General features: G+C 55.6%; 9 protein-coding genes. 2 read left to right on the forward strand and 7 right to left on the reverse strand.

Annotated elements, in window-relative coordinates:
• Window positions 1-209 precede the first annotated feature (209 nt).
• From D9N13_RS07850 to D9N13_RS07865, 4 genes are all read right to left on the reverse strand, one after another.
• Window positions 210-3,263, reverse strand: coding sequence for a beta-propeller fold lactonase family protein (locus tag D9N13_RS07850; RefSeq protein WP_290587964.1), 3,054 nt, complete (start codon window positions 3,261-3,263; stop codon window positions 210-212).
• Window positions 3,264-3,603: 340 nt separating this feature from the next.
• A complete protein-coding gene (locus D9N13_RS07855) occupies window positions 3,604-3,741 on the reverse strand; it encodes a hypothetical protein (RefSeq protein WP_290587966.1) in 138 nt (45 codons plus the stop codon).
• Between the two features lie 67 nt (window positions 3,742-3,808).
• Window positions 3,809-5,620, reverse strand: coding sequence for a diguanylate cyclase (locus D9N13_RS07860; RefSeq protein ID WP_290587968.1), 1,812 nt, complete (start codon window positions 5,618-5,620; stop codon window positions 3,809-3,811).
• On the reverse strand, window positions 5,613-7,547 hold the full coding sequence (locus D9N13_RS07865; RefSeq protein ID WP_290587970.1) for a diguanylate cyclase: 1,935 nt from the start codon (window positions 7,545-7,547) through the stop codon (window positions 5,613-5,615). The genes D9N13_RS07860 and D9N13_RS07865 overlap by 8 nt, the downstream gene beginning before the upstream one ends.
• Before the next feature lie 343 nt (window positions 7,548-7,890).
• Here D9N13_RS07865 and D9N13_RS07870 point away from each other — a divergent pair, with 343 nt between their 5' ends.
• On the forward strand, window positions 7,891-9,015 hold the full coding sequence (locus tag D9N13_RS07870) for an alpha/beta fold hydrolase (protein WP_290587972.1): 1,125 nt from the start codon (window positions 7,891-7,893) through the stop codon (window positions 9,013-9,015).
• Window positions 9,016-9,024: 9 nt separating this feature from the next.
• Here D9N13_RS07870 and D9N13_RS07875 read toward each other — a convergent pair whose 3' ends face one another.
• A complete protein-coding gene (locus D9N13_RS07875; protein ID WP_290587974.1) occupies window positions 9,025-9,456 on the reverse strand; it encodes a desulfoferrodoxin family protein in 432 nt (143 codons plus the stop codon).
• A gap of 157 nt (window positions 9,457-9,613) precedes the next feature.
• On the opposite strand from D9N13_RS07875, the gene D9N13_RS07880 reads away from it, so the two are divergent.
• Window positions 9,614-10,189, forward strand: coding sequence for a DUF3365 domain-containing protein (locus D9N13_RS07880; RefSeq protein WP_290587976.1), 576 nt, complete (start codon window positions 9,614-9,616; stop codon window positions 10,187-10,189).
• Here the strand turns inward: D9N13_RS07880 and D9N13_RS07885 are convergent.
• Together D9N13_RS07885 and D9N13_RS07890 are read right to left on the reverse strand one after the other, a co-directional pair.
• Window positions 10,186-10,884 carry a TetR/AcrR family transcriptional regulator gene (locus D9N13_RS07885; protein ID WP_290587978.1) on the reverse strand — a complete coding sequence of 233 codons (699 nt, stop codon included), beginning with the start codon at window positions 10,882-10,884 and terminating at the stop codon, window positions 10,186-10,188. The two genes, D9N13_RS07880 and D9N13_RS07885, sit on opposite strands and share 4 nt — an antisense overlap.
• 100 nt (window positions 10,885-10,984) lie before the next feature.
• Window positions 10,985-13,084, reverse strand: a complete 2,100-nt coding sequence (locus tag D9N13_RS07890) for a hypothetical protein (RefSeq protein ID WP_290587980.1) — start codon at window positions 13,082-13,084, stop codon at window positions 10,985-10,987.
• Between the last annotated feature and the right edge of the window lie 138 nt (window positions 13,085-13,222).

A 13,222-nucleotide genomic window follows, 5' to 3' on the forward strand; every position in this document is an offset into this window, starting at 1 on the left:
ATGATCTGCGCTGACACATCCGCAGGGGTTATCTGACAACTGAGTATAGGTGGGAAAGGCTGCTTCGTCTTAGGTGATATTGCCGGTTTTCACTGGTCAATTACTACAATCCGATCACAGTCTGTCCGGCCACAACCAAAGCACCCCCACCGTGACCGGCGGGGGCCTTTGGCAACGCCCATGAACGGGTTGTCGCCTAAGGATGGACACTATTGCCAACGGGAACCGAAACGCTCATCCCCATCGGCCACACCATCGGCGTCACGATCGATGGCGATTCGGTAGCCTGTCCCCACCGGCACGCAGGTGAACGTAATCGCGTGCCGGTCGCTGGTGGCAAGGCTCAGCAGTTGCGCCGGGGTCAATGGCGGGAACAGCGAGCTGTCACTACGGTACAGGCCGGATTCGTAAATAAAGCCACGTTCGCGCCCTAACAGATTGGCTTTGGCCACCAGATCGCATTCCCCCATTGCTGCCCGCGAGGCCATCAAACCGATGCGATCGCCGGCATCGCCACCGGCCTGGCGGGTATAGGTTACCTGCTGCCCGACAATGGGCTTGAAGTTGGAATCGAACGCAAACAGGTAAGCACTCAGTGCCCGGCGCGCCTGGAACCCGGCGGGATCGGGAATCGGCAAAGGCTCGCCGAATTCGTCCAGCTTGAAGGTGGGCAAACCACCGGGATTGGGCCCGATTGGATTACTGAAATTCATATTTTTCACGAATACCTGGCCGGTGAGGTGATGTTCCACACTGCCCACGGCACCATCGGGCTGGAAACCATAACCCCGCACCGCCGGAATGGAGGGATTGATCTGCGGACTGGGTGTCAGGGTGCGGTTGCTGTCCGGCGAGGACGCAAACATACCCACCTTCTGGTACATATTGCGGAAGTGCGCCACCTTAAACACCATCGGCAGATTTTCGAACGAGAGGCGGCCACTGGTACCAAAGAACCCGGGCTTGTCCGTGAACCCAAGATTACCCTGCGGATCATAGGTGTGGCAGCCATTGCAGTTATGCAATCGGTCCACCGGTAACTCGGTCATCACCATATTGCCGTTCTCATCCAAAACCGGAATACCGTCTTCATCCAATTGCGGCATCTTCTGGTGATAGATGGCTTCCCCCATGGCTTCAATGGGCGACAGGGAATTATCCAGCGCCCGGATTGGATTGGGTGGGTACATCAGCTCCAGGGCAAAGCGGGTGAAGGCGCTCATCTCAGCCTCGGTCAACATGTCATCACGGCCCACCAGGCCGGGGAACGCAACATTGAACGAGCTGAACGCCAGAAACTCGTTGAACATACCGGAATCAGGCTGTGCGGATACTACCGGGTTGCCGCTGTCATCCAGGTAAGGGGTACCGTCCTGCTGAATGGCGCCATTACGGTCGCCCCGCCAGTGCATGGCACCGTGGTTGGCCAGCCCACGCAGACTTTGGGTGGTCATAGGCCCCTTCACCGGCAGGAATGCGTCAAACAACGGCGCGGCTGTGGGCAACAATGAAATGATGATCTCGGGAATAAAGGTGAAAATGCCTTCCGGCTCACCGTTGCGGGTAATGGGTAAAGGCCCGCCTCCGGGGTTGCCCAGATCCCAGGACAGGTGATCCATATCGCCGCCTACATGGCAACTGGCACAGGCCTGGGTACCGTTGGCCGAGGTATAGCGGGCGTCATACAGAAACCTGCGGCCGGCGATGATGTGTTCCGGCTCCGGGTTATACAGGGTGGTGTGCGCAACCTCTTTGCGCCCGGCCACATCCACCACGGAGATGCCGTTGTCAAAGCGGGTCATCACATAGGCTTGGCCGGTTTTATCATTGTAAACAACACCGCTGGGGCCACCGGCACTCAATGAAATCTGGTTATTCGCGTTGGCGGTAATGCTGCCTCCTTCCAGGTCCGCGGTATCGTAGATGGCCAGTTTTCCAGAGCCCTGGGCCACCACCATCAACTTGGCGCCATCGGCACTGACCGCCATGTCCTGGGGAAACGCCAGGCTGAGATCGCCCTCTCCCTCACCGTCTATGATGTGCGGATTGAGATCGTTGTATTGCATGGCGCCGGTGGCCGGATCCAATACCGTAATGCGACTGTCAACGATTTCGCCCCGCACGGAGGTCACCCCCATACCGGGGTTGTGACCTTCAAAGCGCACGTCATTGTTGGCATCGGTGTTGGAAATATACACCTTACCGTTCACCGGGTTTACTGCCATATTGAACAGGGTGGTGCCCACATGGGGATAGGTTTGCGCCTGAATCTGCTGCGGCGGATATTGTGTGGCATCGATGGTAAACACATCGTAATCCGGCAGTTGCACCCGCACCCAGGCATCGAAATTGGTACCCTGATCATCGTACCAATGGTAGCTGCCATCAGCACCGGCCTTGTATTTTACAACGCGCGAAGTCAGGGGCTGGCGGGAGCCGTCATTCTCGAAGAAAAAGAACGGATTGGTGGGGTCCACCCGATCGGCATACACCGTGGCCACCGCCTCCTTGGACGCAACGGTAGTCCGGTTTCCGGAGTAAAACGGTGCGGCATAGACACGGCTGCCATCGGCGCTCACGGCCAACGCCCGCGGAGTATCGGCGAACAATACCAGCTTATTAAGACGCTCACCGCCGGCCGCAGAGCCCAGGTTATCGGCATCAAACACCCAAACATCCGCGCGCCCTGTCGCCGGGTTGTGCAGGTCAGGATCATCCCCCGTATTCTGCCCCCGGTGCGCCGTGGTAATAAAAGCCAGATTGCCGTCCGGGCCGCCAAACACAATATCGCGGGGCTCATCCCCCACGTGCAGGGTACGCACCACTCGGGCCTGACCGTGCCTGCCGTCCAGCCTGATGATGCTGACCGAATCCGACAAATGATTCACCACCCAGACTTCATGTTGGTTGCGTACGGCAACGGATACAGGTTCCATGCCCACGGACACCGAACCCATGGCTTTTAATTTACTGCGCTTTTTGCCATGTACCCGGAACATTTCAAGACGATTATCCGGGGTGTTCACCGCAAACAGCATCTTACCGTCGGGCGATAAGGCCAGTGGACGCACCTGCAGAGTTTCAAACAACCGATAATTGTGTTCCGGCGTGGGCACTGTGTTGAACGCAAACGGCCCCTGGCCGTTATGATTCAGGAACGCAGAGCCCTGCCCGGCCACGGAACCGGTGCTGACTGCGGCTCCCACGCAGAAGGCACCTGCTGATAGTAATCCCAGTATGTTATTCGCTTTAATACTACGCATTGTTTTCTTCCTCAGTCCGACGGTGCGATCCCCAAAGACAGCGCGCAGGGCAGCGCACTAATGCACGGATCGCCGATGCATTGGTGTAAACAAACAATAAAAGTGGTTTGCATTCAGAAGAATAAAGCGAACAACACGTCTGATGATTGAGTCTGTCTGTTAGCGTTAGTGAGTTGCGACGGGCTTTGTTTTTAGTGTTGTGTGCTTCACATCATCATGAACATTATTGATTATAGTTTGACCAGACTGGTGCGCGAGGAAAGCGCAGGTGGATTATGCCAGGCCGTGACCAGGTTGGCACAGACACAACCTGTAACATTAGCTGGCACAGATTTCGCGATCATTGATAGATGCGCTGAAAACCTTTGACGCTAAAACCATTCATGCGCTTTTTACCCACCAGAATAACGGGTACGCCGGTGGCACCCAGCACCAGGGCACACACCATCACCACCCTCAAACTGTACCCACCATTCATATGCACATTCCAACCCTTGATAATCCCGTTTCACACCACAGTATAACCGCAAACAACCCAGCAGCGCCTAAGCCAGGCAAACACAATTTCGCCCCTGGTGTTTTGCCTGATACAACGCCTGATCCGCCTGCTGTATCACCTCCTCGCTGCGCGCGGGAACAGCATCGGGATCCACCACCATCACCCCCACGCTGATGGTCACCATGATGCGCTGGTGCTCGCAAAGGATCGGTGTCTGCGCAATGTAACTGCGTATATTCTCTGCCTTGACCATGGCCTCAGCCTCCCGTGTATCGGGCAGGATCAAGACAAATTCCTCACCGCCATAACGGCAGACTATATCCACACCATTGCGTAACCTGTCCTGCATCAATCGCCCCACGCTGCGAATGCATTCATCACCGGCCAGATGGCCATGGGAATCGTTGACCTGCTTGAAATGATCAATGTCCACCATGACAATGGCGAAAGAGCGTCCCTTGTCCTTGCAGGCTTTCAACTCTTGTTGAAGGCGATCCACCAGGTAGCGACGATTTTTAAGCTTGGTCAGCGCATCCAGTTCACTTACGTGCTCCAGATTCTGTTGCGTGCGTTTCAGTTCCAGTGTTCGCTCACGTACCCGGCGTTCCAACAGGCGAGCGTACTGGTCCTGAGCATCGGCTGCTTCCTGCAGGGCACGTTGAGCCTGCTGCTGTTTACTGATGGCCATTTCTTTCGCGTTCTTCTCCCGGCGCACAGCCTTGATGGCCATTTCCTGCGCCCGAATTTTCAGATTACGCTCATCGTGGAACTTGTCCCCCAAGGCAATGCACAGCAACACCATATCAAATACAGCGCCCCACAAAATCAGATTTTCGGACGTGGGGGTCACCTCAATCAGACCGAATTTGTTGAGCCCCATGACCAGGGCGCCAATGACATACATGGTCCACCCCATTACGAACAGGCGGGAGGGACGGTGACGCAGGGATACCCGCGCCACCATAGCACTGATGACCATCAACACGGCAAAGAAACTCAAGAAGGATGAACTGAATATCGCCCAGCTATAGGGCATAAACGGTGTGACCAACAGCCCCATAAAACCAAGATTCCGCACTAACCAGAACACCCTCGTGCCTTTGAAATTGTGTTGGTTGATGCTGAGAAAAACACCACAGAACCAGGTTGAAAAACCAATGACTGAAAAAGTGGACAAGGCCACGCTCATATTCTGGAAAGCGGGCCAGTGAGGCCATAGATAGCGACTACCCAGCCCCTGCCAGCTGAACACAAAAAACAACAAAGCGCAGGCATGCCCCACGTACAGAAGGAATGATTTATCCCGCACCGATACATACAGCACCAGGTTATACAGCATCATGGAAAACAGAATGCCCACAAACAAACCGAACAATGAATCCTGCTCTTCTTTCAGCGTCAGCAGTTCCGTTTCCGTCACCAGTTCCGCGGGCAACTGTAATGCGGTATTGGACTGAATCCGTAAATACAACACGTAGTCTGATCCGGATTCCAGCCGCAGGGGATACGCCGGCATGCGCATGGCGGCAGGCTGCACTTTAACGGGCGGCATCTGATTGCGCTGCACCCATACATCAACTTCCGTCAGGATGGCATTATGTAACCACAGGTACCAGCTGCCGTCCTGTACCGTCACAGACGGGATGGCGTAGCGAAACCAGTAGGCATGCTGCGTGAAACCCAGATTCGGTGCCTGCCACAGAGAACGCTGCCATTCAAGTTCAGAGGTTGCCACCTCCGTCACCGACAACCCCCTATCCTGCAGGTAGTACCAGGTATCGGTCGTGCCTGCCCCATAGGCACTTTGCATCAGCAGCGTCAGCATCAGACACACGGCACCCAGCAGGCATCTAACCATGATGTTGCCCCTCCTCCTGCTGGTAGGCCAGCACCCGGTTACGCCCACTGCCCTTGGCGGCGTACAGCGCCTCATCCGCCATCGCTACCAATTGTTCCGGCCGTTGCAAACCATCAGGGTACAGGCAGGCGACACCGATACTGATGGTAATGCGCCGTGGTCCATTGGCGTCCACAAAACTGGTGGCCTCCATGGCCGCCCGGATGGTCTGGGCCAGGGCCACGGCCGACTGCTGATCGCTCGCCGCAAGCAGTACCGCAAATTCCTCGCCGCCAAACCGCCACAGCTGCGCTCCGCTGCCCTGTACCAACCGTTTCAACACACTGGCCACTCGGGTCAGACAACGGTCTCCCCCCAGGTGTCCGTATTCATCATTAATCTGTTTGAAATGATCGATGTCTATCATCAGCAGACTACAGGGTGATTTGCTTTCACGGGCCTGCCGAAACAGGGCATGAATGGATTCATTAAAGTGATGCCGGTTCAGGGCACCGGTCAATGAATCCAGTTGCACCACCCGACTCAGTTCTTCGTTGGCGCGCTGCAACTCCACCGTGCGCTGGTCAATTTCCTGTTCCAGTCGAACATTGGCATCCTGTCGTATCTGCAGGGTTTTCTCTTTGGCTTTGCTGGCGGTCTCCTCGCTGATCAGTATTTTTTGCTTTTCCTCCCGCTCAGCGTTTAAGGCATGCAGGAGCGATGCCTTGGCCCGCATGGCCAACTCCTTTTCGTTGTTGATGCGATCACCCAAGGCCATGGAAAACAGGATAACTTCGATAATGGTTCCCACTGACATGGTCTGTTCTGTCCATACATTGACGGAGACCCACCCCAGTTTATTCAGCAAAAACAACATGGAGCCGATCAACAGCACGATCCAACCCGCAGCAAAAATCTGAATAGGCCGATCATCGGTACGGTAGTAGGAAAAGATAGCGATAAAGCCGAGCAGGATGGGCAATATACCCAAAAACACCATCAGGTATAATCGCCAGTCATTGGGAATCCAGCCCACCAGCAGGGCGCAGGCCAACGCACCCCAACGGCAAACCTCCACCAACGGCATCAGCCTGAAACCGCGCTCACGCAGACGCATGAAGCCGCTGGCAAAGGTGGTGGCAAAAAAGATCGTGACGTACGCTGATACAAACACCGCCACCGAGGAGACCGCATACTGATCCGGCCATAGAAACCGCTGCCCGAAGCCTTTAACCGACACCTGCAGCATCATGAATCCAAACACAGACCCCACATAGGCCAGATAAATAGGATCACGCAATGTGGTGTACAGAAACAGGTTGTACAACAACATAATGAACAGCGCACCCAACAACACACCGGTGATGATCGTGTCACGTTCATCGCGGGCGGCGAATGCCTGCAGGGGCCACACCGCCACCGGCAACTGCACTGAATGATCACTCTCAACGCGGATGTAGTAGGTCAGAATGCCCTGTTGACTCATCCTGATGGGCACCACCCAATAACGATGCCGGATTGCCTGATCCGTCTGCTTGCGTTGTGCGCCCCCTGAATACTGAGAGAGCCTGTCTCCGTCCGTGTCGACCCCATATACATCCACCAGGTCGATCAGCGGATTGGAGATAACCAGCACCCAGTTCCGCTCCCGCCGGGCCGCCTGCAGCTCAAGGCGAAACCAGAATACATCGCTGGCATGGCCATAGTTGGGTATCGCATCATTAACCGGTTGCCAGTGGTTTTGCTCCATGACCTGCTGCAAATCCGCCGTGCCGGACGTATCACGCCACACGGTCATGTATTCACCCAGGTACTGGCCTTGTACAGCACTGTCCAACGCCACCACCTGGCCGACGCTCACCATGGCGCCCGTCATCGCCCAGATCAACAACGCAAGCCGGGCGCAGCGGGATACCAGGGTAGCCATAATAGAAGTCAGGTTATTCATTCAGGTCATTTCTTAATCTATTCTTACCAATATAGAAGCCAATAGCATTTTCTCCATTACAAGCTGTAGCGTTTCGTAACCGGCTTATAACCCTTGAGACTAACGCTGCACCGGTCTATGCCTGACCCGGGCTGTACGCCATTGGAATTCAATTGCGGGGTGGGTGACGGAGACAATTTGCGACCCGACAGTCAGACTTGATGTCTCGATTTTAAAGGCCTAATCCACCATTCATTGGATGGGTTACCATTTTTACACCCTCTGTGGAGGTTATCGTCATTGCTATTTGGCCTGCAGCGGGTATGTTTGCCGGCCAGTGGATTATTGAAGAGACATTGAACACATGACCGCTTCATCGGATTCAGCATCGTTTTTGAAACAGACTTATTTTTTTCTGCGCAACGCCATCGAACGGCGCACGCATACCGAGCATTTTATTGTGGCGGACAAAACCAACCACGAAGTGCTGTTCTCGGATGGCCTGATGGAAGTTCGCTACTATCCACACCAGGATGATGCCCCATTCGAACTGGACGGAGATGCCGTCAATCCACAAACCCGGCAACACCGTACACCCATTCTGTTGGTTCCACCCCTGGGGGTATTCCACTGGATCTACGATTTGATGGCAGAACGCAGCTGGGTGCGGTTCCTGAATGCCCAGGGGTTTCAGGTGTACCTGGTGAACTGGGGCGCACCCTCCCGCCAGGATTCCGACCTTTCCATCGACACCTATGTGAATCACTGGATGCGTACCGCCGTGGCACAGGTTCAACAACACAGCGGTCAACAGCAGGTTTCCCTGGTGGGATACTGTATGGGTGGGCTGCTGACACTGCTCTATGCCGGTGCCCACGGCAATGGCGACATTCGCAATATCGTCACCATTGCCAGCCCCATCGATTTCCACGCCAGCCATGCCTACGGCAAAGTACTGAGCTGGGTGAAACGTTACAGCAGGCGCCTGCCTATCCCCAGGGCGTTCAGCGATTCCAGTCGTTTTCATGTGCCCGGCGATATGCTGTCGGTGCTGTTCAAGATGACCAATCCCCTGGCCGGGGTGGTGAGCTACTTTGACCTGGTGCGCAACCTGTCCGATCGGGACTATGTGAAAGCCCACCTCACCACGCGGGAGTGGTTCAACAACATGCCGGACTACCCGGGTGCAACCGTACAGCAACTGGTATTTGATTTCGGTATCAAGAACGCGTTGGCAGAGGGTTCAGTAAGAATCGGTGATCAGGTTTCAGATCTGACGGCGATCAAAAGCAGCCTGCTGGCGTTTGCCGGCGCCAGTGACAAAATCGTCAGCATCGACGCCGCCAAAAAAATCATGGAGCTGGGCAGCATGGACGATAAAACGTTTAAGGTGGTGCCCGGGGGGCATGCCGGTGTCTTCGCCGGCGGCAAGGCCCAGCAACACACCTGGGCCATTACCGCGCAGTGGCTGGCGCAACGTTCCGATTGATCGCGCAACCTAGATAGTAAATTCCGTCAGCCAGCAATCGTGCAGGTTGCACATGCTAAGCGCGTAGGCGATGCCGCTGTAATCTTTTATCTCATATTGGGATACCGCAGCCTTGACCTGCATGGGGTCAAACAGGGTCTCGCCTATCACCTTCATGTCTTTATCGAACAGGGTATGCTTCACGATATAGTGTTCATAGCCGTTCATTTCATGGGGCGTGGTCACCATCACCATACCCTTGCGGGATTCCACCACCGGCGCATGCCCCCCAGCTTTGGCACTCCAGCGACCGGGGTTGTCCTTGGTGTAATACACACTGCCGGCCAGCTTGGTGGCCAGGGCGCTGTCCGCCGGAGTGTCCGCCGACAATGCTGTACGGGAGGCAACCACTGAACCGGCAACGCCCGCCAGGCCCAGTGCGAAAAAGGTACGGCGTTCCATCATTCTCTCCTGATCAGTCTGAATCGTGCAGCCAGAGTATGCCAACGGCCGCCACCAGACAAGCGACTAATTCACGGTAAATATTAAGCTGAATCAATATTATGGGGCGCGGATGCTGTATTATTAGAAATCTCTAATTTAACATGGAGCGGAGCCAATGCGCATTGCCATCGTTTTTATCACAGCCTGCACCTTACTGGTGTCAGCGCGGGCGGAATCGCCTGCACCCCCCGACCTGACACAACTGGAACAGGAAGCACAAGCCATCACCCAGGCCTTTGGCCGGGAACTGAAGACCCTGCTGCAGGCCACTATGATCACCGGCGGCCCGGTGGAAGCCATCCAGGTCTGCAAATCCAGCGCCCCCCGTATTGCCCAGCGCTTGTCTGCGCAACAAGGCTGGGAAGTGGCCCGCACCAGCCACAAGGTACGCAACCCCGACAACAGTCCCGATGCCTGGGAACAACAGGTACTGACGTTGTGGCAGGATAAAATTGCCCGCGGAGCACCGGTACAGAACATGAAAGCATCGGAAGTTGTGGTGGAAAACGGTGTGGCAACCTACCGCTACATGCAGGCCATTGCCACCGGCCAGCAGTGCCTGAACTGCCACGGCACCCATATTTCAGGGCAGATCAGCCACGCCCTGAAAACCCAGTACCCACAGGACCAGGCCACCGGTTTCAGGGTGGGGGAATTGCGCGGCGCCTTCAGCCTGAAAAAAACCTTCTAGCGGTTTTCCACCTCATCCAGAACCGTGGGGAATAATGTGAGGGGATCGGTGCTGGCCCCGGCCAGGTATTTTTTCTTCAGCTCCGGCAGCAGGGGTTTGATGTCATCGCACAGAAAGGGTTCTTCCAACGCGATGATCTGGTAGATGGCCCGTTTGAGCAGCGCCTTACGCAGCGTTCCGGCTTCGTTGTGCTGAATGGAAATGGATTGCAGGAACGAGGACCAGGACACCACCAGTATCCAGATATTCAGGATCAGGGCGTCGATCTGCTCGCGGCTGGCCAGTAACACCCCGGAGTCCGCCATGGACAGCAATATGTTGCGGCCATCGGCGACAGTGCGGGACGAAAATGCCCGATAGGCATCACGCAGGGTGGCGTCGTCCTGCAGCAAATGCTGCAGATCCCGGTGTAGAAAGCGGTAATCCCACATGCTGTTCAGAATGGATTCCAGATAGTGGACTTTATCTTCATAGGTGATGTCGCCGTCCTGGGGCAGCGTCATGAAACTCTGCACCTCCGCCTGATACTGGAGGAACAGCTGGTACACAATCTCATTCTTGTTACGAAAGTGGTAGTACAGGTTGCCGGGGCTGATATTGAGATAGGCCGCAATGTGATTGGTGGACACATTGCGTTCGCCCTGTTCGTTGAACAGTTTGAGGCTGGTTAGAAGGATGCGGTCTTTGGTTTTCATGCCCCTATAATATAGGAAAACGACGATAAAAAAATGGCGTTGGATCGCGCCTTGGACGTCGACCCAACGCAAACATAAAAAACAACTTCAAATCACAGAGTTAGCGGCAATTCCCTCCCAGGCTCTCGCCCCGAATGATGGTGGGTGTCAGGCCGGCTGCCAGATCCTGCAGGAAGCAGCCGTATTGATGCTGGGGCTGGGGATACTGAAACGTCACATGGTGTCCGGTCATGATGCCGTCTTCCATATAACGCACCACCCCAACCGTGCGCCCGTCCCGGTTGGCGGACACCGGCGCAAAACGCTGCTCGTAACCGGCCACCTGAAGGTCGGGCAACAACTGACTCTGTGCCGGCAGCGGCAATTCCTCATTGACGAAATCCGCACCCAGACTGATCAGATACGGCCGCTGCATGGGCAGGGTCACCTGCTCATCGTAATGGCCTTCCACCACCATAATGTGCGGGGCGGGCGGAGCATCTTGCGGCGCCTGGAACCATTTTGCGGACTGCAGGGAAATGTTGGCCGGGGCTAAAGCCAGTTCCGCCATCGCCCAGACCGGATGGAACAGATCCCCCACCACGGCCCCGGGCTCAACGTTCAGGTAGACATCTTCAATCACACCCCCCACATCGGTGTCATCGATGGAATAGAACAGGGCCAACCCCAAGCCAAAATCACCGGCGCCGGTGGCGATCAATCCGGGATAACCTTGCGGGTCGTTGGCTGCCACCGCCGTGGCCGTCATGGAACCCAGGGACTGCCCCATCACCGCCTGGCGGCTACTGTCGAAGTAAAACTCGCCGCTGGCGGAAGTCGCATCGGGACACAACGCTGCATCCAGGGACAGGTTCATCACCAGAGAGCGGTACAAAGTACGTTCCGCCACCATCTGGGCAAAGTTATCCCGCATCGCCTGTGGATTGAGGAAATTATAGGTGGCGTGATTCAGGGTAAAGCCGGGAATCAGATCCAGTAGAATATCCAGCAGGCGCAGCTGCTCCTGGTGATCGGCCCCCAGGTGTCCTCCCATGCCCGCGGCCGACCAACCCCGCTGCGCCGCCACTTGTGCCGGGCTCCCCAGATAGCTCTGGCTGCCATCGGCCTGGGTCAAGCCGCGCTCAAAGACCTGGGTCGCCAAGCCGCCGGTACCATGGTGATAATGCAGCATGGGGAAACCCGTGCCGGGCATGGTCTGTTTGGGAATGGTAATGATGATCGGCGTGGTACGGGTACGTTGCACCAAAGGGTTGCCCTGGTCATCGTATTCAATGGTGCCGCCGGTAAAAAACGGTATCACCCCTTTCTGCAACACCGGCGCCTGCCAGCTGGATTCCAGTACGCAATAGTCGGCGGTTTCTTCCCGCAACTGCCAATCAACCAGCGGTGCCGAGGGTTGCCACTGGGCGGTTTTCTCCACCACGTTGCGGATATAACGGCTGGCCTCGCCGGTGGTCCAGACCGTGGCGCCGATAATGTCATCGGCGGCCCAATCCTGCGCCGCAATAAACTGCGCCAGCGGTGCGTAGACCTGCTTGGCCTTACTCGCCTGGCCGGGCAACAACAGGGGGTTCACAAACCAGGGGTTACGGCCTTCCAGTAACGCCGTTAATTCAGCGTTGGCCTCAATGGTGTCGGCATTGGCGGCAAACTCGCGCTTAACCACCAGCGCATAGGTGGTTTTCTCACGCAGCGGCTTGCCCACAGGGCGCACTTGCAGCAGATTCTGTGGGCGATACTGATCAGCGGCTGTGGTCACCTCAATGGCCAATGGGTAGCGTGCCCCATAATCCGGCGACTGCGGATCGATATCGATTACCTGTACCGGTGCATCGCTGCTGTCAAAATCCACTGGACCAAGCATTGCCATGGTGGGCGACACCTGCAGACCGGTTTCAAACTGCATATACAAAGGCATTGCCGGTGAGAAACCAAAGTCTGTGTTGTTAATCAGATTCTTATAGGTTAATGAAAAGAGTTGCAGTGGCCGTGGAAAATCAGCCACATCGATATTGTTATCATCATTGCGCAGATCCGTGGGAAACCCCTGCGAGAAAAATCCATCACGCCAGGATATTTTCAATACCATTTCCTGATCGTTTTGCCAGCCCGCGTTACATCCGGCGGCAAAGGAAAACAATGGGGTAAACAAACATAATCTTAGCAGCGTGTTCCAGCTACGCGGTCTTGAATTGAGCACGGTTCATCTCCTTTAAACTCGGCTTTGATTGTTGTTATTCAGCACAGAGTAGAAGAAGCGAACACCGGGATAAATCACCCAATAGGGTGATGAAATTCACCGCGCCCCACTCGTTCCATTCAGAATGCCAAACGGAAA

The organism is Ketobacter sp. GenoA1 (assembly GCF_003671475.1).
GTDB lineage: Bacteria > Pseudomonadota > Gammaproteobacteria > Pseudomonadales > Ketobacteraceae > Ketobacter.

What these genes read in the sequence shown, in the direction of transcription:
- D9N13_RS07860 (WP_290587968.1), bottom strand. Translation starts at nt 5,620, where the DNA reads ATGGTTAGATGCCTGCTGGGTGCCGTGTGTCTGATGCTGACGCTGCTG.
- D9N13_RS07875 (WP_290587974.1), bottom strand. Translation starts at nt 9,456, where the DNA reads ATGGAACGCCGTACCTTTTTCGCACTGGGCCTGGCGGGCGTTGCCGGT.
- D9N13_RS07865 (WP_290587970.1), bottom strand. Translation starts at nt 7,547, where the DNA reads ATGAATAACCTGACTTCTATTATGGCTACCCTGGTATCCCGCTGCGCC.
- D9N13_RS07880 (WP_290587976.1), top strand. Translation starts at nt 9,614, where the DNA reads ATGCGCATTGCCATCGTTTTTATCACAGCCTGCACCTTACTGGTGTCA.
- D9N13_RS07885 (WP_290587978.1), bottom strand. Translation starts at nt 10,884, where the DNA reads ATGAAAACCAAAGACCGCATCCTTCTAACCAGCCTCAAACTGTTCAAC.
- D9N13_RS07870 (WP_290587972.1), top strand. Translation starts at nt 7,891, where the DNA reads ATGACCGCTTCATCGGATTCAGCATCGTTTTTGAAACAGACTTATTTT.
- D9N13_RS07850 (WP_290587964.1), bottom strand. Translation starts at nt 3,263, where the DNA reads ATGCGTAGTATTAAAGCGAATAACATACTGGGATTACTATCAGCAGGT.
- D9N13_RS07855 (WP_290587966.1), bottom strand. Translation starts at nt 3,741, where the DNA reads ATGAATGGTGGGTACAGTTTGAGGGTGGTGATGGTGTGTGCCCTGGTG.